The sequence below is a fragment of the Exiguobacterium undae DSM 14481 genome, assembly GCF_000620805.1.
GTDB classification, from domain to species: domain Bacteria; phylum Bacillota; class Bacilli; order Exiguobacteriales; family Exiguobacteriaceae; genus Exiguobacterium_A; species Exiguobacterium_A undae.
In genome coordinates, this window is sequence record NZ_KK211187.1 from 1,358,137 (window position 1) to 1,378,064 (window position 19,928).

General features: G+C 49.5%; 23 protein-coding genes. 22 read left to right on the top strand and 1 reads right to left on the bottom strand.

What is annotated here, in order from left to right:
* Nucleotides 1-39 precede the first annotated feature (39 nt).
* The 16 genes from P397_RS0107505 (at nt 40) to P397_RS0107580 (ending at nt 13,204) form a co-directional block, all read left to right on the top strand.
* Complete coding sequence (locus tag P397_RS0107505; protein ID WP_028106052.1) at nt 40-618, top strand: heptaprenyl diphosphate synthase component 1; 579 nt, start codon at nt 40-42, stop codon at nt 616-618.
* Between the two features lie 22 nt (nt 619-640).
* The gene (locus P397_RS0107510; RefSeq protein WP_028106053.1) at nt 641-1,348 is read left to right on the top strand and encodes a demethylmenaquinone methyltransferase; all 708 of its coding nucleotides are present in this window, start codon (nt 641-643) and stop codon (nt 1,346-1,348) included.
* A gap of 1 nt (nt 1,349) precedes the next feature.
* Nucleotides 1,350-2,312, top strand: a complete 963-nt coding sequence (locus tag P397_RS0107515; protein ID WP_035387605.1) for a polyprenyl synthetase family protein — start codon at nt 1,350-1,352, stop codon at nt 2,310-2,312.
* A 92-nt stretch (nt 2,313-2,404) separates the two neighbouring features.
* Nucleotides 2,405-2,821, top strand: a complete 417-nt coding sequence (ndk, locus tag P397_RS0107520; protein WP_026832703.1) for a nucleoside-diphosphate kinase — start codon at nt 2,405-2,407, stop codon at nt 2,819-2,821.
* Between the two features lie 139 nt (nt 2,822-2,960).
* Nucleotides 2,961-3,734 carry a CheR family methyltransferase gene (locus tag P397_RS0107525; protein WP_028106054.1) on the top strand — a complete coding sequence of 258 codons (774 nt, stop codon included), beginning with the start codon at nt 2,961-2,963 and terminating at the stop codon, nt 3,732-3,734.
* A gap of 21 nt (nt 3,735-3,755) precedes the next feature.
* Nucleotides 3,756-4,910, top strand: a complete 1,155-nt coding sequence (gene aroC, locus P397_RS0107530) for a chorismate synthase (RefSeq protein WP_028106055.1) — start codon at nt 3,756-3,758, stop codon at nt 4,908-4,910.
* A complete protein-coding gene (aroB, locus tag P397_RS0107535; protein ID WP_028106056.1) occupies nt 4,907-5,965 on the top strand; it encodes a 3-dehydroquinate synthase in 1,059 nt (352 codons plus the stop codon). Before aroC ends, aroB begins: the two co-directional genes overlap by 4 nt.
* Nucleotides 5,956-7,200: a 3-phosphoshikimate 1-carboxyvinyltransferase gene (gene aroA / locus P397_RS0107540; protein ID WP_028106057.1), complete on the top strand. Its 1,245-nt coding sequence runs from the start codon at nt 5,956-5,958 to the stop codon at nt 7,198-7,200. The genes aroB and aroA overlap by 10 nt, the downstream gene beginning before the upstream one ends.
* Nucleotides 7,201-7,253: 53 nt before the next feature.
* The gene (locus tag P397_RS0107545) at nt 7,254-8,516 is read left to right on the top strand and encodes a tetratricopeptide repeat protein (RefSeq protein WP_026832708.1); all 1,263 of its coding nucleotides are present in this window, start codon (nt 7,254-7,256) and stop codon (nt 8,514-8,516) included.
* A gap of 28 nt (nt 8,517-8,544) precedes the next feature.
* On the top strand, nt 8,545-9,072 hold the full coding sequence (locus P397_RS0107550) for a ReoY family proteolytic degradation factor (protein WP_026832709.1): 528 nt from the start codon (nt 8,545-8,547) through the stop codon (nt 9,070-9,072).
* Nucleotides 9,073-9,261: 189 nt separating this feature from the next.
* Complete coding sequence (locus tag P397_RS0107555; RefSeq protein ID WP_028106058.1) at nt 9,262-9,702, top strand: DUF2487 family protein; 441 nt, start codon at nt 9,262-9,264, stop codon at nt 9,700-9,702.
* A 104-nt stretch (nt 9,703-9,806) separates the two neighbouring features.
* Nucleotides 9,807-10,313: a ubiquinol-cytochrome c reductase iron-sulfur subunit gene (locus tag P397_RS0107560; protein ID WP_028106059.1), complete on the top strand. Its 507-nt coding sequence runs from the start codon at nt 9,807-9,809 to the stop codon at nt 10,311-10,313.
* Between the two features lie 3 nt (nt 10,314-10,316).
* On the top strand, nt 10,317-10,988 hold the full coding sequence (gene qcrB / locus P397_RS0107565) for a menaquinol-cytochrome c reductase cytochrome b subunit (protein ID WP_012370658.1): 672 nt from the start codon (nt 10,317-10,319) through the stop codon (nt 10,986-10,988).
* A 40-nt stretch (nt 10,989-11,028) separates the two neighbouring features.
* Entirely contained in the window at nt 11,029-11,820 is a 792-nt protein-coding gene (locus P397_RS0107570; RefSeq protein WP_028106060.1) for a menaquinol-cytochrome c reductase cytochrome b/c subunit, read from the top strand.
* 56 nt (nt 11,821-11,876) lie between these two features.
* Nucleotides 11,877-12,482: a DUF1405 domain-containing protein gene (locus P397_RS0107575; RefSeq protein WP_028106061.1), complete on the top strand. Its 606-nt coding sequence runs from the start codon at nt 11,877-11,879 to the stop codon at nt 12,480-12,482.
* 41 nt (nt 12,483-12,523) lie between these two features.
* Nucleotides 12,524-13,204 (top strand): zinc metallopeptidase, encoded by a 681-nt coding sequence (locus tag P397_RS0107580; RefSeq protein WP_028106062.1) that lies wholly within the window; start codon nt 12,524-12,526, stop codon nt 13,202-13,204.
* A gap of 68 nt (nt 13,205-13,272) precedes the next feature.
* Here the strand turns inward: P397_RS0107580 and P397_RS0107585 are convergent, their stop codons facing one another.
* Nucleotides 13,273-14,160, bottom strand: coding sequence for a YitT family protein (locus P397_RS0107585; RefSeq protein WP_026832714.1), 888 nt, complete (start codon nt 14,158-14,160; stop codon nt 13,273-13,275).
* A 173-nt stretch (nt 14,161-14,333) separates the two neighbouring features.
* Between P397_RS0107585 and bshA the strand changes: the two genes are divergently transcribed.
* The 6 genes from bshA (at nt 14,334) to panD (ending at nt 19,834) form a co-directional block, all read left to right on the top strand.
* The gene (bshA, locus tag P397_RS0107590) at nt 14,334-15,476 is read left to right on the top strand and encodes an N-acetyl-alpha-D-glucosaminyl L-malate synthase BshA (protein ID WP_026832715.1); all 1,143 of its coding nucleotides are present in this window, start codon (nt 14,334-14,336) and stop codon (nt 15,474-15,476) included.
* Entirely contained in the window at nt 15,463-16,608 is a 1,146-nt protein-coding gene (locus P397_RS0107595) for a CCA tRNA nucleotidyltransferase (RefSeq protein WP_028106063.1), read from the top strand. The genes bshA and P397_RS0107595 overlap by 14 nt, the downstream gene beginning before the upstream one ends.
* A complete protein-coding gene (locus P397_RS0107600) occupies nt 16,569-17,540 on the top strand; it encodes a biotin--[acetyl-CoA-carboxylase] ligase (RefSeq protein ID WP_028106064.1) in 972 nt (323 codons plus the stop codon). Before P397_RS0107595 ends, P397_RS0107600 begins: the two co-directional genes overlap by 40 nt.
* Nucleotides 17,541-17,781: 241 nt before the next feature.
* Nucleotides 17,782-18,621: a 3-methyl-2-oxobutanoate hydroxymethyltransferase gene (gene panB / locus P397_RS0107605; RefSeq protein ID WP_028106065.1), complete on the top strand. Its 840-nt coding sequence runs from the start codon at nt 17,782-17,784 to the stop codon at nt 18,619-18,621.
* A complete protein-coding gene (panC, locus tag P397_RS0107610; protein ID WP_028106066.1) occupies nt 18,618-19,448 on the top strand; it encodes a pantoate--beta-alanine ligase in 831 nt (276 codons plus the stop codon). Before panB ends, panC begins: the two co-directional genes overlap by 4 nt.
* 2 nt (nt 19,449-19,450) lie before the next feature.
* Complete coding sequence (gene panD, locus P397_RS0107615) at nt 19,451-19,834, top strand: aspartate 1-decarboxylase (RefSeq protein ID WP_026832720.1); 384 nt, start codon at nt 19,451-19,453, stop codon at nt 19,832-19,834.
* Nucleotides 19,835-19,928: the final 94 nt, after the last annotated feature.

A 19,928-nucleotide genomic window follows, 5' to 3' on the forward strand; every position in this document is an offset into this window, starting at 1 on the left:
CCATCAACGAGATGGCACTGGAGATCGGGGGGTAAAAGCATGAATCATCAAGAGCTGCTCGTGGAAGAAATGATCACCGCACTCACTACGAAACAAACAACACAATTGGCTCGACATGTGGATTTCCCTTCCATCGATCGTGAACAGATCAGTTGGTTGATCGATGTCGCCCAAAATGAAACGTTCGCATGGCAATCGCTGGTCAAGAGCGTTCATCATGCGCAAGTTGCCTTGTTGTTGCATGAGCGTGTCGGGGAAACGAAAAGAGGCTCCAAAGAACGGCAATTGCTTGTTTTAGCAGGTGATTTGTTCTCGAGCTACTTTTTTGAGGAGTTAGCGTCTCTTCCTCAAACGGCCCTTGTTTCATTAGGACGGACCGTTCAGCGTGTCAATGAAGCAAAGTGTGCGCTTCATGAAGAAAACTATGTGTCGACCGAAGACTACGTTTTGCTTTGGTTGACGGCAGAATTTGGTCTTGTTCAAGGGTTGGCAACAATCAGCGGCAAAGACTGGTTAACCGAGCAGGGACAACGATTGATCCGGAAGCGGGCACAGGTATTGAATCCTGGTGCGCAACAACTGTTATTATCACATTTGGAACAGATGGCAGTAGCGTAATATCTTTGAAAGGGTGAACTGCGTGCAGACACAAGAAAAAGAGAAAAAAGTATATGAAGTATTCCAATCAATTTCGACCAATTATGATCAAATGAATTCCATCATCAGCTTCCGCCTGCATAAATTATGGAGAAAAGAGACGATGCGCCGGATGAACGTTTTTCCGGGAGCCAAATGTCTCGACTTATGTTGCGGAACGGCAGATTGGACGATTCAATTAGCAAAAGCAGCCGGACCGACGGGTGTCATCAAAGGTCTTGATTTTTCAGAGAACATGTTGGAGGTCGGCGTTGATAAAGTCGAAGCACTGGGCATGAAGAATGTTGAACTGATTCATGGGAACGCGATGGAGTTACCGTTTGGTGATCATTCATTTGATTACGTGACGATCGGATTCGGATTACGAAATGTGCCCGATTATCTTCAAGTGATTAAGGAGATGCATCGTGTATTAAAACCGGGCGGGACGGTTGTTTGTTTAGAGACAAGCCAACCAACTGCGCCGTTGTTTAAAGAAGCCTACTCGCTGTACTTTGGGAAAATCATGCCGCAAGTCGGCCGTTTGTTCGCGAAATCGTACGACCAATACAACTGGTTGCAGGAATCAACGGAAGTGTTCTTGGACCGCGTTGAACTAAAACAATTGTTTGAACAAGCCGGTTTCATGCAAGTGGAAGTGAAAGCATTTGCAGGTGGGGCGGCTGCGATGCACCTCGGAAAGAAGTGGTGAGATGTCACTGCATTCAATTTATCGTGATGTAACAAAAGAAGTAAACCTCGTCGATCGCTTCCTGGTCAGTCACATCGCCTCCGACGACCCGACGATTGATGCCGCAGGCCAACAGTTGTTGCAAGCAGGTGGAAAGCGGATTCGACCAGCCTTTGTCTTGCTTGCTTCTAAATTTGGTCAAGCCAACCGTGACGAACTGGTTCGTGTCGCGGCAAGTCTGGAATTGATTCATATGGCTTCACTCGTTCATGATGATGTGATCGATGATGCGGAACTACGGCGGGGTAAACCGACCGTCATGCAACATTTTGATGAAGAGGTCGCACTTTATTCCGGCAATTATTTGTTTGGAGAAGCCGTCAAACTGATTGGGGAAGTCGGAAAACCGGAGCTGGTTCAAGTGATGGTCCATGCGATGCGTGAGATTTGTGAAGGCGAAATCGAACAGATTTACGATCAGTATGATTGGGAGCAATCCATTAAACGCTACATTAAGCGGATTGAGCGGAAAACAGCGATCCTGATCGAAGCAAGCTGTCATCTAGGGGCAATTGTCGCCAACTGTTCGCCGGCAGATACAAAAGCTTTACGTCAATTTGGACGTGACATCGGTCTGGCTTTTCAAATTGCAGATGACTTGCTTGATTTTACGGCGAAACGGACCGAACTCGGGAAACCGGTCGCCGAGGACTTGCGGCATGGACACAAGACGTTGCCTGTCTTTTATGCAGCGGAAAATCCAAGTTTCTTTCAGGAACTTCAGAAAATCCAGTCGATGCCGACACATCAAGAAGTAGCGCCAGTGCTTGAGCTTCTTCACCAAACGGATGCGTTGGAGCGAACGCAACGCACGGTCGACTTGTATATCCAACGGGCCATTCACCGGCTCGACCACCTCCCTAAATCCTCGGCCAAACGTTCCCTCGAAGAAGTGGCACGTTATGTGGGAAAACGAAAAGGGTGAAAAACTGTAAAAAATTTCTTGCCGCTCGTCTCATTACACAGTAAACTAGCTATGTAAGCGCTTTTATCTGTATTTCATAGGGGGAACTAGTAATGGAGCAAACATTCTTAATGGTAAAACCAGACGGCGTTGAACGAGGATTGATCGGGGAAATCATTGCTCGCATCGAACGTAAGGGGTTTGTGATTCGTGAGATGAAGATGATGCAAGCAACGGAAGAATTGGCACAAGCACACTATGCAGAACATGCGGAAAAACCATTTTTCGGAGAGTTGGTCACTTTCTTGACATCAGGTCCGGTCGTTGCGTTGCGTGTTGAAGGTACGGACGTCGTCACCGTCTCACGGATGATGATCGGGAAAACAAAACCAACAGAAGCAATGCCGGGGACGATTCGTGGGGACTTCGCCAACACGATGAGTGAGAACGTCATCCACGGCTCGGATAGTGTTGAGAGCGCGGAGCGTGAACTCAGTCTTTGGTTTCAAGGACAGCCTCTAAACGTATGATGGAATCAAAACGGTTGAGCCAGTGCTCAATCGTTTTTTTTGTTTTTTGGAAAGGAAATGGCTTTATGCTAAAATAGAAAACAAGACAGGGGTCAAAGTAAGACGTGACCCGACAGAGAGAGGATTTGTGAGGTGGATTATGCAAGATTATGAGCTTTTCATCCAACGTTTCTTAAAAAAATCAGGAATTGATTTAGGACAATATAAAGAAGCACAGATGAAACGACGATTAACCGCATTACGTGATAAAAAAGGGCACAGTACATTCGCGTCTTATATGCAAGCGATGGAAAAAAGTTCAACATTGTACGAAGAGTTTTTGGACCGGATGACGATTAACGTCAGTGAGTTTTTCCGCAATCCAATCCGCTGGCAACAGTTGGAGCAAGATATCTTACCGGTGTTACAAGCGCGGGCGCACGGACGGATCCGGACGTGGAGTGCTGCTTGTTCGACAGGAGAAGAACCGTATTCGTTGGCGATGATTTTAAACGAAAAAATGGATCCGGCTCAGTTTACGATTCAAGCGACGGATCTCGATGACATCGTGCTCGAAAAAGCCAAGCAAGGTCGCTACGGAGCGTCGGCACTAAACGAAGTGGTGGAATCCCGGAAGAAACGATACTTTATCGAACAAGACCAACAGTTCGAGGTCGTACCGGAAATCAGACGCCTCGTTCGATTCAGCAAACATAATTTATTAGGCGACCGTTACGATACGGGATTTGATCTCATTATTTGTCGTAATGTCCTGATTTATTTTACAGAAGACGCGAAAGCGCATGTCTACCGCTCTTTTGTCGAGGCACTGAAGCCGGGCGGCATTTTGTTTGTCGGCGGGACGGAGCAAATTTTCCAACCCGAACGATTTGGTCTGAAAATGAGACAAAGCTTTTTCTACGAAAAAATTTAACCGGATGAAGGGATGGAACATATGCGCTACATGACAGCAGGAGAATCACACGGTAAAGGATTATCAGTCATCATCGAAGGTGTTCCTTCTGGGTTAACGATCGATTTTGAACGGATTCAACGCGAAATGAAACGACGTCAAGGTGGATACGGGCGAGGACGACGGATGCAAATCGAGCAGGATTCGGTGGATGTCCGTGGTGGGATTCGGCACGGCTATACGACAGGCGCACCGATCAGTCTGTTCATTGAAAATAAAGACCATACACACTGGACACAAGTCATGCAGGCTGAACCGTTGACGGAAGAACTGGAACGTCCGCGGACGTTGACTCGACCAAGACCGGGACATGCCGATCTCGTCGGAGGATTAAAATTTGGTCACCGGGATTTGCGGGATGTCCTGGAGCGTTCATCCGCTCGCGAAACGGCAGCACGTGTCGCCGTCGGGGCAATCGCCAAACAATTACTCGATCAACTCGGTGTCGATGTCTTCTCGCACGTCCGTTCGATTGGCGGAGTCGATGCTTCGGTCGTGAATCCGATGGAACACCGGGAGACGATTGAAGCCTCTCCTGTTCGTTGCGCTGACAGTACGGCAGCCGATCACATGATGCAGGCGATCGATCGAGCCAAAAAAGATGGGGATACGTTAGGGGGAGAAGTCGAGGTCGTCGTGACCGGTCTTGTTCCCGGTATCGGTTCGTTTACGCAAAATGAAACGAAACTCGACAGCCGGATTGCCCGGGCAGTCATCAGTGTCAACGCGATGAAAGCCGTCGGATTCGGAGACGGGTTTGACCTGGCGCGCCGTAAAGGGAGCACGGTCCAAGATGAGATTCTCCATGATGAGACCGGATACTTCCGCAAGACGAATCATCTGGGAGGAATCGAAGGTGGTATGTCGACAGGGATGCCGATTCGTGTCCAAGTGGCGATGAAGCCGATTCCGACGTTGTATCGTCCGCTTCAGTCCGTCGATATTGAGACGAAAGAACCGTTCGTCGCGCAAATCGAGCGCAGTGATGCCTGTGCCGTTCCGGCGGCGGCCGTCGTCTTGGAAGCTGTCGTAGCAGTGGAAGTGGCGGGGGCAGTGCTCGAGATGTTCGGCAGTTCGACGCTCGAACGTCTGAAACAAAGTATTACGGCTTATCGGGAGGAGGTGCGTCTCTTTTGACGCATCTGCAGATCCAGGCAAGCCGTCCTTATACGGTATACATCGAACCCGGTGCCGTCAACCGGTTGACGGAAGTGCCGGCAGCCCATGAGGCAGATCAATTTTGGATCATTACCGATCAAAGAGTGGCGGAATTACACGGGACGACGTTACACGAACAACTGGAGCAATGTTTTCCGGAGAAGACACGGTTACTCAGCCGTGTCGAACCGGGAGAAACAAGCAAGTCTTTGTCGGTGTATCAAACGTTACTCGAGGACGGCGTCAAACAAGGCGCGACACGACGCACCTTGATTTTGGCGGTCGGCGGAGGGATGATTGGTGATTTGGCAGGGTTCGTGGCTGCAACTTTTTTGCGGGGGGTGCCGTTTGTCCAAATTCCGACGACCTTGCTCGCTCATGATTCGAGTGTCGGGGGAAAGGTTGGATTAAACCTGCGTTGGGGTAAGAACTTAGTAGGGGCATTTTATCAACCGTCTGCTGTTTTATATGACGTGACGTTTTTACACACTTTATCTGACCGCGAATGGAGAAGCGGTTTTTTTGAATTACTCAAACACGGTTTTCTGGCTCGCCCGTCGTTTGCTCCTGCTCTTTTGGGCCTCGACTTGGAGGCGGTCAAACAGTTACCGATGGAGGAGTGGCTTGCATCAGGCATTGCCGTCAAACAACGCATCGTCGAACAGGATGAGCGGGAAAGCGGCATCCGTGCTTTCTTAAATTATGGTCATACATTCGGGCATGCCGTCGAATACGCCAGTCCCGGCTTGTCCCATGGGGAAGCAATCGGAATTGGTCTGGTGTTCGCGTCGTTGCTGGAAGATAATGAACGGCAGGCGGAGCAGTTGGTTGGGCTGATGAGACGACTGGGAATGGTGTTACCGAAACGACATCCATTCGAGGTCTATTTGGATTTCATGAAACGAGATAAAAAAAATAATGCATCGATTCGATTTGTCTTACAACGGCAGGGTTCATTTACCTTGGAAGAAATCGAGGAAACACGACTACGTGATACGTACGATCAAACGGTGAGGTGTTTACAATGGGATTAAGAGGAACAGTCAAGGTACCAGGTGATAAATCGATGACGCATCGCGCCTTTTTAATGGGTGGGATTGCAGAAGGCACGACGGTCATCACGAATGCGTTGATGGGAGCAGATTGTCTGGCTTCTCTCGCAGCAGTAGAGGCAATCGGTGCTCGAGTGGAACGAACGGAGCAAGACATTCAGATTACAGGAACAGACCAGTTAAAAGCGGCCACCATCGATTGTGGGAACTCAGGAACGACGATTCGTTTACTGAGCGGTATCTTAGCCGGCGGTCAGGAAACCTACACGTTGACGGGAGACGCTTCGTTGCAGAAACGTCCGATGGATCGGGTCACGGTTCCCTTGACGACGCTTGGTGCGACAATCGAGGGGAACTATGCCCCGTTGACAATCCATGGGCAGCATTTAGTCGGGACAAGCTACACGTTACCAGTTGCCAGTGCGCAAGTGAAGAGTGCGGTTCTGCTGGCTGGATTGTTTGCGACCGGAGAGACGACGGTCATTGAACCCGTGTTGTCGCGTGATCATACAGAACGGATGTTGCCGAAGTTTGGGGTTGAAGTCACCATTCAAGAGCAGGAGCACGGGCGGCAAATCCGCTTGCAGGGACCGGCTCGTCTGCAGGCGACGACGATCGATATTCCCGGCGATCCGTCTTCGGCTGCTTTTTGGTGGACAGCGGCGACACTCGGGCAAGACAGCTCGATTACGACGGAACATGTTTTGATGAATCCGACGCGGATTGGTTTTCTTCAAGTGTTACGCCAGATGGGGGCGAGTGTCGAAATTTCAAACCGGCAAGAAACGGCCGGAGAAGAAACGGCAGACGTCACCTTAGCGACGACATCACTTCAGGCGGTGACGATCGAAGGCGAACAAATCCCGTCGTTGATCGATGAAATTCCGTTGCTTGCGCTCCTTGCGACGCAAGCGGACGGGCGGACGATCATTCGGGATGCAGCGGAATTACGGGTCAAAGAAACGGATCGAATCGAGACCGTGGTGACGACACTCCGCCAAATCGGCGCGACGATTGAAGCGACGGAAGACGGGATGATCATTGATGGTCCGACACCGTTGACAGGTGCGACCGTCGACAGTGCCGGTGACCATCGTCTGGCGATGATGTTGACGATTGCTTCGACATTACAGCCGGAAATTCAAGTACTCGGGAATGAAGTAGTTGAAGTCAGCTACCCAACGTTTTATGATGATTTAAAGACCTTACAACAATAAGCAAACCTCTCCGTGCAATAGAAATTGAAATAGAAGAAAGTGAGGCGTTTGCCTTGAACGAAGACGTATTAAAACAGATAGTCGAAAGCCTGGAACACGGTCACACGTCAGAAGCCTTGGTGGCACTCGAACAACTCGAGAAAACAGGAACGGACGAAGACCGACTGGCAGTGGCGGATCTTTATATCGAACTGGGATTATCCGATCGTGCGGTTGACATACTCGCGCCCCTGTATGTCGATTATTCAGGAAATGCCGGCGTTGCCTTGTTGCTCGCTGAATGTTACATCGATTTGGACCGGGAAGAAGAAGCCATCACCGTCCTGGAGCAGGTGGATACATCCGACATCGAAAACGGTCCGCGGACATTGGTTTTGTTAGCGGATCTTTACCAGTCGCAAGGACTCGATGAAGTGGCGTTAGCCAAATTGAAGGAAGCACGGGATTTGGCACCGGATGAGCCGTTGCTCGCATATGGACTGGCAGAATTGTACATGACGTTAGGCGCCTTTGATCAGGCGGTTCCGTTGTTTGCTGAAATTGCCGCCAATCCCGTTCTCCGCGAAGAATTGCCGCTTGATGCGCTCTACGCAGAATCGTTGGCGATGATCGGAGAATTCGAAGAGGCGATTCCGCTGTATGAACGTGCCGTCGCTGAACGCTCCGATCTGCATACGCTGTTTGGTTTGGCGATGACCGCACACCGGGTCGGTCAGCACCAAAAAGCGGTCGAGACGTTCAAACAGTTGATCGCACAAGATCCGGACTACACGTCGGCGTATGTACCGTATGCGGAGAGCCAGTCGGAACTCGGCTTGACGAAGGAAGCGTTAAACGTCATCAAACAAGGGATCGAGCGGGATGACTACAATGATGAATTGCGGACGATGGAAGCCCTGTTCTTGTTGAAGCTGGGTGATCGCGAAGGCAGTGTGAAAGCATTACGTGAGGCACTCGCCTTGAATCCGGAATCCTTGCTCGCCGCTGAACGGTTACTGGCGTTACTGGCTGAGGATGAAGATCATGAAGCGACACTTGAGACGATTTCCGCCATCGAAGAACATGTCACGGCTCCGATTTTGACGTGGTACCGGGCCCGTTCCCTTTATGCATTAGAGGAATATACAAACGCGATGGAGAAATATGCACAAGTCGAGTCTGCCTTTGCGGACGATGCGTTGTTCTTGAAAGAATACGGGTATGCCTTAGTAGAAGAAGGCCGCCGTGAAGAAGGCCAAACGTTGTTACGTCGAGCGGCAGGCTTGACACCAGAAGATGCAGATTTAGTCGACTATGTCGAACGAATGGATGGATGACTTCACGGGAGAAGGGAGTAGGATTGAGATGACAGAGAGAAAGCAGCGTTTCTTGCGCCGCATCTTGACCTATTATACGTTGAAACGTCGGGAATCGAAATGGATCATTGATTATTGGCTTCGCAATGAATCGAAGCTGGATCGTGTTCATTTCGTTCAAAATGCCATGTTTGCGCCAAAAGCGATGATCATCACGACATATGGATTTGATGCCGACCCTTTTCTGTTTAAAAAAGGTGAAGTCAAAACAACGGATCCCGAAAAAGCCTATCACGACATCCGCTTGACGGATGAAGACGTTTATATCGAACTGAACTTCCAAGGGATGATGATGGATGATGAGTACCTGTCCTTGTTGGAAGAAAATCCGTTCCGTCCAGAAGTCGCCGTCGAACCGAAATTAGTGGACGAAGCGATGAACTTTATTGCGGCGACCGTTAACCGGCAGGAGGAAGAACGTCTGATCCGATTGATTGATGAGGCGCTTGACGCCCGTGATAAAAATCGTTTCCAATCCCTTTCGGACGAATTGCGTCTGATTCGCAGCCAACTGTAAGAATTGAAGATGATGGCCCCCTTCATAAAACAAGAAGGGGGTTTTTTGAGAAATTGAAAGTAAGGGTAAAATATGAAGAAAAATTGAATGGAATTTCATAAAACGTTCACATTAGGCAAGCAGTTATAAATGCGGATATGATACATTAAATGTGACGAATTGTATGTGAACAGGAAAGGGGGAAATGACTTGCGTTTCAAACCATCCGATGTTCAAAGGACGAGAAACGAACAGGCGTACATCGATACGTTGATTGTCCCATTGATTCCCGTCGGATTTGACGAAGCGATGCATGCTTTTGCAGAATGCGCAGACATGACGATGACCGTCGCGACAGAAGTCGAACGGCAATTGTCAGGTCGGGCGATGCTCGTCCCGCCGATGACGTACATCGGTGTCCCGTCAGTCGATCAGTTAACCAGTTGGAAGCAAGCGGCATCTGCCGAACAATTTCGATTTGTGACGTTCATTACTGCCGATTTACGGTGGAAAGAGACATCGGTCGAGGACATCATTTATGTCCCGCGTTTATCGCTTGAGACGATGAGTCGCGATCAACAAGGTCAGATGGTCGGGAATTTTGTCGGACAAGTCCTAGAGCAGTTAGGAAACCGTTGGACCGCGCTATGAAGCGGTTGACGCAATGATTTTATTAAGATACTATTACCATGTGAGAAATTTGTGTGAAGTACTGTGGTCTTGGGGCACAGCGTACATCACGAGGGGGGATCGAGATGGCTCAAAACGGGTCTAACGTAACACGTCGTCAGTTCTTGACGTATACATTGACTGGAGTCGGCGGCTTTATGGCGGCGACAATGGTCATGCCGATGGTCAACTTCGCAGTTGATCCAGTCCTGAAGAAATCAGGGGCAGGCGATAAAGTAAAAGTAATGAAGTTGTCGGATATCACGACAGAACCAAAACGGGTTGACTTCAAGAAACAAACACAGGATGCATGGTATGAGTTTGAAGAAACATTGTCTGCATGGGTGTTTAAAAACGATAAAGGTGAGATTTTAGCATTATCACCGATTTGTAAACACTTAGGTTGCCAAGTCAGTTTCGGATCTGATCCGACGCACCCAGAAGATTTCTATTGCCCGTGTCACTTCGGACGTTATACGAAAGATGGCGTCAACGTACCAGGTACGCCTCCGACGAAACCGCTCGATGGCTACGAAATGCAAGAGAAAGATGGTTTCCTTTACTTAGGTAAACCAGTCGAAAGAGGTGCGTAAGCGATGATGCAGAAAATTTACGATTGGATTGATGAGCGGGTAGACATCACACCGCTTTGGCGAGACATTGCTGATCATGAAGTTCCAGAACACGTTAACCCGGCCCATAACTTCTCCGCATTCGTTTATTGTTTTGGCGGGCTGACGTTCTTCACGATCGTCATTCAGATTCTTTCGGGAATGTTTTTGACGATGTATTACGTACCGGATATCATCAACGCGCATGCGTCCGTCTACTATCTTCAAAATGAAGTGGCACACGGTCAAATCGTTCGTGGTATGCACCACTGGGGCGCATCTGTCGTCATCGTAATGTTGTTCTTACATACATTACGTGTCTTCTTCACAGGTTCATATAAAAAACCACGTGAATTGAACTGGGTCGTCGGCGTTCTGTTATTCTTCGTTGTCTTAGCGCTCGGTCTGACAGGATACTTGTTGCCATGGGATATGAAAGCATTGTTCGCAACGAAAGTTACGATTCAAATTGCCGAAAGTATTCCGGTCATCGGTGGTATCGCAAAAACACTCCTGGCGGGTGGAGAAATCGTCGGTGCAAGTACGATCGCTCGATTCTTTGCGATTCACGTCTTCTTCCTTCCTGCAGCATTGTTCGTCTTGCTCGGGGCCCACTTCATGATGATCCGCAAACAAGGGATCTCTGGACCACTTTAAACCGACAATTACTTTAGACAACTAAAAGGGGGAGAACACGATGCATCGTGGTAAAGGAATGAAATTCGTCACCGATTCACGGGTGTCGATCAACAACCGGATGCCGAACAAGTCAAAAGACTATTCGGAATATCCAGGTCGGACGGAAGCGTTTTGGCCAAACTTCTTACTTCGCGAATGGATGGTAGGAGCGGTCTTCCTGATCGGCTTCATGACACTGACAATCGTTGAAGCAGCACCACTTCAAAACATTGCTGACCCGACGAATACGTCGTACATTCCACTACCGGACTGGTACTTCCTATTCCTCTATCAGCTCTTGAAATACCAATTTGCAGCGGGTCCGTACATTTTGATGGGGACCGTCATTCTTCCAGGTTTAGCGTTCACGGCACTTCTTGTTGCCCCGTGGTTAGACCAAGGATTGGAACGTCGCCCGGCAAAACGTCCAGTCGCTGTCAGCATGATGCTTCTTGCAGTCGTCTCGATTGTCTTCTTGACATGGGAATCTGTTCAAACAACACACTGGGATACCATCCATAAACAAGGTGAGTTGACGATGAACGAAGGTCCGGAAATCGATACGGCCGCTAAAGGATTCGAGATCTACTCGAATCAGTCATGCGTCAACTGTCACGGGAAAAACCTTGAAGGTGGAGCAGCAGCTCCGGCCCTCGTCGGTACCCAAAAGACAGAAGAAGAAATTTATGAGATTTCTGATAAAGGAATCGGATCAATGCCTGCTGGACAGTACAAAGGTTCAGATGCAGATCGTAAAGAACTCGCTAAATTCATCGCTTCTTACGGTGAAGGCGGAGAGAACAATAAATAAGACAACCGACCGGGGGAATTTTCCTCCGGTCTTTGTCTATCATGAGGTGAATTGACGTGCCCTTGTTCCATCTACTCAAACACAAAGCGGTGCTTTGGCCGCTTGCCTTGATCAATTTAGCCGGTACTTTATACGGGTATTACTGGTATGAGCCGCAACTGGCGATGTCGAAGTGGTATTACTATCCTTTCATTCCGGACAGCCCGACCGCGTCACTCTTTTTTACAATCATCCTGTTCCTGTGGATTTTTAATCGTCGTTCCCGTTTGTTCGAGGCCCTCGCCTTTGTCACCTTAATCAAATACGGGGTCTGGGCAGTCGTCATGAATGCCTTGATGCTGAATGAACTCGGCACCAGTGATGCTTATTTGACGGCCATGGCGCTGATGCTGATGGTCTCCCACGGAGCGATGGCGTTCCAAGCTCTTCTGTATGTCCCGTTGATGACGTTTCGTGTCAAAGAACTGGTCCTCGTCGCCATCTGGGTCCTTCATAACGATGTCGTTGATTACGTGCTCGGACAGTGGCCGCGTTATCCGGCGCTGGCAGAACACATCCAGTGGATCGGATACGGTTCGTTTTGGTTGACCGGATTATGTCTTTTGATGGGATATCGACTTGTTGCACGCGATTCAATTGACAATAAGTTCACTCGAACATAAAATAAGAATATAATCTTTTTTTATGGAGGGGTAGATGCCACATGGCGAACTATTTGATTTATTTGGCCATCATCATCATCGTGCCGATTTGGGCACAGATGCGCGTCAGAAAAACGTATAAAAAGTATCAACAAGTTCCGATTCAGAGTGGAGTCACCGGAGCCCAAGTCGCGGATTTCATCATGAAACAAAACGGAATCACGAATGTGCGTCTTGAGCCGATTGGCGGAACGATGTCCGATCATTACGATCCGACGAACAAAGTCGTCCGCTTGTCGGAAGATGTCTACTACGGTTCGACGGTCTCAGCAGTTTCAATCGCGGCCCACGAAATCGGACACGTCATCCAAGACGCGACCGATTACGGTATGATGCGTGTCCGTCACCGGATCGCACCAGTCGCTTCGATCACATCGAACCTATCGTTCCCGTTATTGTTGATTGGTTTCTTGGCTGGTATGAGTGGTCTTGCGATGCTTGGTGTCATCTTGATGCTCGGAGCGGTCATTTTCCAACTCGTGACGTTACCGGTTGAGTTTGATGCTTCAAAACGTGCGATGACCCAGTTAACGGAACACGGCATCATTGATGCAGCGGAAGAACGCGGATCACGTCGCGTCTTGAACGCTGCTGCGTGGACCTATGTCGCTGCGACGCTCGTTGCGGTTGCCGAGTTCATTCGATTGGCATTGATTGTGTTTGCACCATCAAGTGATGATTAAAACGAAACAATACAACAAACGGCGCGGAATCCGAAAGGACTCCGCGCCGTTTGTTTTCGTATTAGAGATCATGTTTCTTTAATGGGGACACGATTTTCATCGAACGTAAATCCTTCCCCCGTCACTTCGTACACATCATGCAGCGTGATGAAAGCGTGTTGATCAACTGATTTGACGAGTGTCTTCAGTCGTGTGATTTCATTTCGGGCTACGACGACATATAAGACTTCCAAGTCGCGGCCCGAGTAGCCGCCTTTGGCGACGAGACGAGTTGTTCCCCGGTTCATCGTCGCATGAATCCCGTCTGCAATTTCCGTCCGGTGATCACTGATGATCATCGCGGCTTTTCCGGCATACGTTCCTTCCTGCATCCAATCAATGACACGGGCACCGACGTAAACGGCGAGCAGCGTATACATCGCTTGCTTATAGTCGAGATAGGTCAACGATGCGATGATGACAAAAAAGTCAAAAATCATGAAGGTCCGGCCAATCGACCATCCGAAGTACCGTTTTGTCAGGCGGGCGATGATATCGACTCCGCCGGTCGTCCCGCCATTATTGAAGATGATGCCAAGCCCGACACCGATAAAAACACCGGCAAACAGGGCGGCAAGAACCATATCGTCTTTCAGAAGGATTTCAAGCGGCGAATACTTCGCAATCAATCCGTACCAAATCGAAAAACTGAACGTTCCGATCAGTGTGTAGACGAATGTCGTCCGGCCGAGTAGTTTATAGCTGACAAGGAACAGCGGAATGTTCAAGACTAAGTTCGTGATGGACGGCGAAAACCCGAACAGCCCTTTTAAAATCAAGGTGATGCCCGTGAAGCCGCCTTCAGCCAACTCGTTTTGAACGTTAAAATGATAGATACCAAAAGCAAAAATGAATGATCCGATTAAAATCCAGATGATGTTCTGGATCCGGATCGGAAACTGGAATGGGGGTGCCATCTGTTTACTCCTCTCTGACATGACTCTTTCTCTAGGGTAACGGCAGACGCCGGAAAAGACTAGTATTTCTGATGAAAATCGCTCGAAAAGTGACGGATGTAGTTTTTAGTCGGTAATTTGATTACAATGAGCAGGGAACAGGACATTACTTAATGAAGAGAGAGTGAGCAACTATGAAAAAAGCGATTGGGATTCTCTGTTATCCATCGGTCGGCGGTAGTGGCGTCGTGGCGACGGAACTCGGGATGAAATTAGCGGACCGGGGACACGATGTCCATTTTATTACATCGAGCATTCCATTCCGTTTGACGGAATACCGGCCGAACATCACCGTCCATCTCGTCGAGGTGAACCAGTATTCGGTCTTCAAATATCCTCCATATGACATCACGTTAGCGTCGAAAGTCGCGGAAGTCATCGACTTGTTTGATTTGGATATCATCCATGCGCATTACGCGGTCCCGCATGCGGTCTGTGCGGAACTGGGGCGGAACATGGCGAAGAAAAAAGGGGTCGGTGTCGTAACGACGCTGCACGGCACGGACATCACAGTCATCGGCCAGGACTTGGAGATGCAGCCCGCCATCCGCTACGGGATTGAAAGCTCTGACGCTGTCACGGCAGTGTCAGAAAGTCTGGCTCTTGAGACGAACATGACGTTAAACGGACAGTACACGATTGATGTCATTCCAAACTCGATTGACGAGAGTGTCTACTATCCGATGCGCGATGATCGCCTGAAGCGGCATTACGGAATCGAGCCGGATGAGATCGTCGTCATCCACATTTCAAATTTCCGACCGGTCAAACGGATTGATGATACGCTGGCAGCCTTTGCGATTGCATCAAACGGTCGCGCCATGCGGCTACTATTAGTTGGTGACGGTCCAGAGATGGGGCAGACGCGGCGCCGTGCCAAGGAATTGGGGATTTACGACAAAATCATCTTCGCCGGGAAACAAGAACATGTCGCCCAGTTACTGGCAATCAGCGACATTCATTTGCTGTTATCGGAAAAAGAGGCTTTTGGTCTCGTCGTGCTTGAAGCGATGGCGGTCGGCGTTCCGAGTGTCGTCTCCAGTGCCGGTGGATTACCGGAAGTGATCCAGGACGAAAAAACAGGCTTCATTGTTCCAACATACGATGTCAAAGCAGCAGCAGAGCGGATCGGACGGTTGGCGGATGACGCGAGACTCCGGGAAGAGTTCGCGGAAGAAGGCATTCGTGATACCCGCAGACGATTCGATTCCAACCAAGTCGTCCGAGCGTATGAACTTTTGTATGAACGGGTGTGTGCACGTTATGAAAATGCTTGAGTATGCCAATCATATCATTCGGACGATTGAGCAGTCCGGGGGCGAAGCGTATATCGTCGGCGGAGCAGTCCGGGACATGTTGCTGAACCGATCTCCCGGTGATTACGATCTGGCCACGTCGCTGTTGCCGCAGGACGTCATGAAGCTGTTCCCTGTCGTCATCCCGACCGGACTCGATCATGGGACGGTCACGGTCGTAATCGACCATCTGCCGTTTGAAGTGACGACGTTTCGTTCCGAAAGCACCTACAGTGACCGCCGGCGTCCGGATGAGGTGACACTCGGGGTCAGCTTGGAGGAAGATTTGACACGTCGTGATTTTACGATCAATGCGATGGCGCTCAAGCCGACCGGTCTCGTCGATCTGTTTGGCGGTCAACATGACTTGGCAGCCAAAATCGTCCGGACGGTCGGTCGGGCGGAGGAACGGTTCGACGAAGATGCGTTGCGGATGATCCGCGCCTTTCGATTCATGAGTCAACTCGAGTTTTCACTGGATCGTCAAACGGAACAAGCAATTCTTGTAAAAAAACAACACCTCTCATCGGTGGCAATGGAACGGATTGCCGTCGAATTTGAAAAAATCTTACTCGGACCCGGTCGCACGACAGCATTACAAGCGATGATCCGGACAGGTATCCCTGAGTATTTGCCGCATCTCGATCCATCGATCCTTGAACGTTTGATCGAAATGCCGTTAAACGGCGTCTCGACCGACGACGTCTGGACCCTCGTCGTTGTCGCCGGAATGCGACCGGAAGCGTTACGGGCATGGAAGCGTTCAAAAAAACAACAAACCCGTGCGAAAACATTGGCTCCCCTCGTCAAGGAAGAAACGTTATCCGATTGGCAACGGTATTGTTTGTCAGATGAAGAATTATTGCGGCTAAACGAAATGACCGGACGTCATCACCAAGACCGGTCGACGCTGCCGATCCGGCAATTAAAAGATTTGACCGTCAACGGACGCGATATGATGACCCTCGGATTACAGAAACAAGCAATCAAAGAAGCATTGGCCCACTTGGAGCAGCAAGTGGTGGTCCACCGGCTCGCCAATCAACGGGAGACTTTACTAAGGGAAGTGATGATGTGGAAAAAACAACACGGGACCGGATCCTCCATGCGTTGATGCAGACGGACTGGATATCAGGTCAAGAACTGGCGGATCAACTAAATATTTCACGTACCGCCATTTGGAAACAAATCGTTTCTTTAAAAGAAGCCGGGTACGCCATTGAATCCCATAAGAAAACGGGGTACCATCTCATCGATCAAGGAGATCGCCTGACCCCTCTTGCCATCGAACAACACCTTCAGACCAAACAATTAGGTCGCAAGATTCTCCATCTCGAGGAGACGGAGACGACGCAACGCATCGCGCACGAACAAGCGCAGCAAGGAGCACCGGAAGGGACTTTGATTGTCTGTGATTATCAAACAAACGGACGGGGACAGCTCGGCCGTACCTGGCATGAAGCACGAGGTGCAGGGATTGCCATGAGTTTGATATTACGTCCGGAGGCGCCGTTGCATCAAGCCGGTCAATTGACGTTAATCGCAGGCATCGCTTTAGCAAAGGTGCTGCGGACACTTCAGGTACCTGTGACCATCAAATGGCCAAACGATTTGTTGATTGCGAATCGAAAGGTGGCCGGCATTTTAACAGAGATGCAGACCGAGGCCGATCGGATCAATTCCGTCATCATCGGGATCGGCATCAATGTCCAACATAAAGATTTTCCGGAAGTATTAGCGGACCGGGCGACCTCGTTAAAGCTGGCAACGGGACAATCGTTTGCCCGTGCAGAAATCGTGGCCTTGTTTTTAAACGAATTCGAACACATGTATCAGCGCTGGCTGATAGACGGGTTTGCGTCATTCGTCTCAGAATGGGAACATCACGCCGACCGGTTGAACCAAGAAGTAACGCTTCGGACCCGGCAAGTATCTGTGACCGGATATCTCCGGGGAATCCAATCAGACGGGACGTTACAAGTCGAGACAGCGGAAGGAATCAAAACGTTCCATTCTGCGGAATTGATCTACTGGGCGGAAACGTAAGACGGGACGTTTGCAGTCTGCTTTTTGAATCGGGTATACTGAAAACGAGGATGATATCCGTTCGGAATCATACCGGTTGAAGGCTTTGATTGATCATTTATTTTTTAACTGCCTTGATCCCACTCGGACAGGGACAGAAGGACGATGTTGCACTTATTCACGCCTTCTTTCCTATGGATTGCTTTAGGAAAAGAAGGCGTTTCCTTTTGTCCTCTCTAAATCAAGTAAGGAGAGAACACACATGCATACAATGACACCTTTATTAAAAAAACAACAGGCTGGAGAAAAGCTGGTCATGCTGACCGCCTACGATTATCCTTCGGCGAAACTGGCGGAAGCGGGACAAGTCGACCTGTTGCTCGTCGGCGACTCGTTAGGAAACGTGATTCTCGGTTATGACTCGACGATTGCCGTCACAGTCGATGACATGGTTCATCACGCCCGTGCCGTCCGTCGGGGGGCACCTAACACGTTTATGGTGGTGGATATGCCGTTTGCGAGTTACCATGGATCGTTTGACCGGACGCTTGACGCGGCAGCGCGCATCTTCCAAGAAAGCCAGGCCGATGCTTTGAAACTAGAAGGGGCAGGTGACATCCTGACAACGATTCGTCGTCTGACCGATGCCGGCATGCCGTGTGTTGCCCATTTAGGACTGACACCTCAATCGGTTGGAGTTTTGGAAGGGTTTAAAGTTCAAGGAAAATCGCTTGCAGCAGCGGAACAGTTGATTGCCGACAGTTTGGCGGCTGAACAAGCCGGAGCGAAGATGCTTGTATTGGAATGTGTCCCACATCCGTTGGCAAAACGTGTCCAAGAATTGTTGACGATTCCCGTAATCGGAATTGGTGCCGGTCCTGACGTCGCCGGACAAGTTTTGGTTTATCATGATATTCTGACGTACGGCGTGGGACGTCTGCCGAAATTCGTCAAGGCGTATGCTGATTGGAACACATCCGGAACAGAAGCAATCGCTGCTTACGTCAAAGAAGTCAAGGCGGGCGCGTTCCCTGAACTTGCACACTCGTTCATGATGGACGAGGAACTGATTGGCGCCTTGTACGGAGGAACAAAAGAATGAAAATCATCCGGAACATCGAACAATTACGACAGGAATTAGACGGGCAGACCTCAATCGGATTCGTTCCGACGATGGGCTTTTTGCATGAGGGTCATGCCTCGTTGCTGAAGCAGGCGCGTCAAGAAAATGACATCGTCGTCCTGAGCATCTTCGTGAATCCGACTCAGTTTGGTCCCAATGAAGATTTAGACCGTTATCCGCGTGATGCGGAGCGGGATCAAGCACTGGCGGAAGCTGCTGCGGTCGACTATCTCTTTTATCCGACAAACGAGACGATGTATCCACTCGATATGGCACGGGTCACGGTACGTTCAGGAGATGACGTCTTATGCGGCGCCTCGCGTCCAGGACATTTTGACGGGGTATTGACGGTTGTCAGCAAACTGTTTAATATCGTTCGTCCGACCCGCGCCTACTTTGGTCTGAAAGATGCCCAACAACTGGCGTTGATTGAAGGATACGTCGCGGACTACTTTGTTCCGGTCGAAATCAGACGCTGTCCGATCATCCGTGAAACGGATGGTCTGGCCAAGTCATCTCGAAACGTCTATCTGTCTGATTTGGAACGGGAACAGGCACCCGGGATTCAACAGGCATTGGTGCAAGCCAAGTCGTGGTTGGATGACGGGCAACCGATCGAACAGGTCGTGGAACAAACACGCGCGTTGCTTCAGTTTGAAGGGACGTCGATCGATTATGTCGAAGCGGTTTCCTATCCGGCACTTGGGCCGGTCACAGCAACAACCGAAACAATTTTATTGGCTGTTGCCGTTCAGTTCCAATCGGCACGGTTGATTGATAACTTACTTTATACGAGAGGAGCATGAACATGTTACGGACATTCATGCACGCAAAATTACACAAAGCCCGCGTGACGGAGGCCAACCTCCATTACGTCGGCTCGATTACGATTGACGAAGATCTGCTTGATGCAGTCGGTATTCTTGAAAATGAGAAGGTTCAGGTAACGAATAATCAGAACGGGGCACGGATTGAAACGTATGCGATCAAAGGAGCACGCGGGTCAGGCGTGATCTGTTTAAACGGGGCAGCAGCCCGTCATTTCCAAATCGGGGATGAAGTCATCATCATGGCGTATGCTCAGTTGACGAATGAAGAAATCACGACACATGTCCCAAAAGTAGCGGTACTGGATCAGGATAACTCGATCAAACAGATGTTATCGCAAGAAATCGCACATACGATCTTATGATTTTGAGGGACCCGAGATACATTCGGGTCTCTTTTTTGTTAAGATGGAACTTGAGATGCCATATGCTGAAGCTATGGATGGTTAAAGGTGGAGA

What these genes read in the sequence shown, in the direction of transcription:
- P397_RS0107505 (WP_028106052.1), top strand. Translation starts at nt 40, where the DNA reads ATGAATCATCAAGAGCTGCTCGTGGAAGAAATGATCACCGCACTCACT.
- P397_RS0107515 (WP_035387605.1), top strand. Translation starts at nt 1,350, where the DNA reads ATGTCACTGCATTCAATTTATCGTGATGTAACAAAAGAAGTAAACCTC.
- ndk (WP_026832703.1), top strand. Translation starts at nt 2,405, where the DNA reads ATGGAGCAAACATTCTTAATGGTAAAACCAGACGGCGTTGAACGAGGA.
- P397_RS0107525 (WP_028106054.1), top strand. Translation starts at nt 2,961, where the DNA reads ATGCAAGATTATGAGCTTTTCATCCAACGTTTCTTAAAAAAATCAGGA.
- aroC (WP_028106055.1), top strand. Translation starts at nt 3,756, where the DNA reads ATGCGCTACATGACAGCAGGAGAATCACACGGTAAAGGATTATCAGTC.
- aroA (WP_028106057.1), top strand. Translation starts at nt 5,956, where the DNA reads ATGGGATTAAGAGGAACAGTCAAGGTACCAGGTGATAAATCGATGACG.
- P397_RS0107550 (WP_026832709.1), top strand. Translation starts at nt 8,545, where the DNA reads ATGACAGAGAGAAAGCAGCGTTTCTTGCGCCGCATCTTGACCTATTAT.
- P397_RS0107560 (WP_028106059.1), top strand. Translation starts at nt 9,807, where the DNA reads ATGGCTCAAAACGGGTCTAACGTAACACGTCGTCAGTTCTTGACGTAT.
- qcrB (WP_012370658.1), top strand. Translation starts at nt 10,317, where the DNA reads ATGATGCAGAAAATTTACGATTGGATTGATGAGCGGGTAGACATCACA.
- P397_RS0107570 (WP_028106060.1), top strand. Translation starts at nt 11,029, where the DNA reads ATGCATCGTGGTAAAGGAATGAAATTCGTCACCGATTCACGGGTGTCG.
- P397_RS0107580 (WP_028106062.1), top strand. Translation starts at nt 12,524, where the DNA reads ATGGCGAACTATTTGATTTATTTGGCCATCATCATCATCGTGCCGATT.
- P397_RS0107585 (WP_026832714.1), bottom strand. Translation starts at nt 14,160, where the DNA reads ATGGCACCCCCATTCCAGTTTCCGATCCGGATCCAGAACATCATCTGG.
- bshA (WP_026832715.1), top strand. Translation starts at nt 14,334, where the DNA reads ATGAAAAAAGCGATTGGGATTCTCTGTTATCCATCGGTCGGCGGTAGT.
- P397_RS0107595 (WP_028106063.1), top strand. Translation starts at nt 15,463, where the DNA reads ATGAAAATGCTTGAGTATGCCAATCATATCATTCGGACGATTGAGCAG.
- panB (WP_028106065.1), top strand. Translation starts at nt 17,782, where the DNA reads ATGCATACAATGACACCTTTATTAAAAAAACAACAGGCTGGAGAAAAG.
- panC (WP_028106066.1), top strand. Translation starts at nt 18,618, where the DNA reads ATGAAAATCATCCGGAACATCGAACAATTACGACAGGAATTAGACGGG.
- panD (WP_026832720.1), top strand. Translation starts at nt 19,451, where the DNA reads ATGTTACGGACATTCATGCACGCAAAATTACACAAAGCCCGCGTGACG.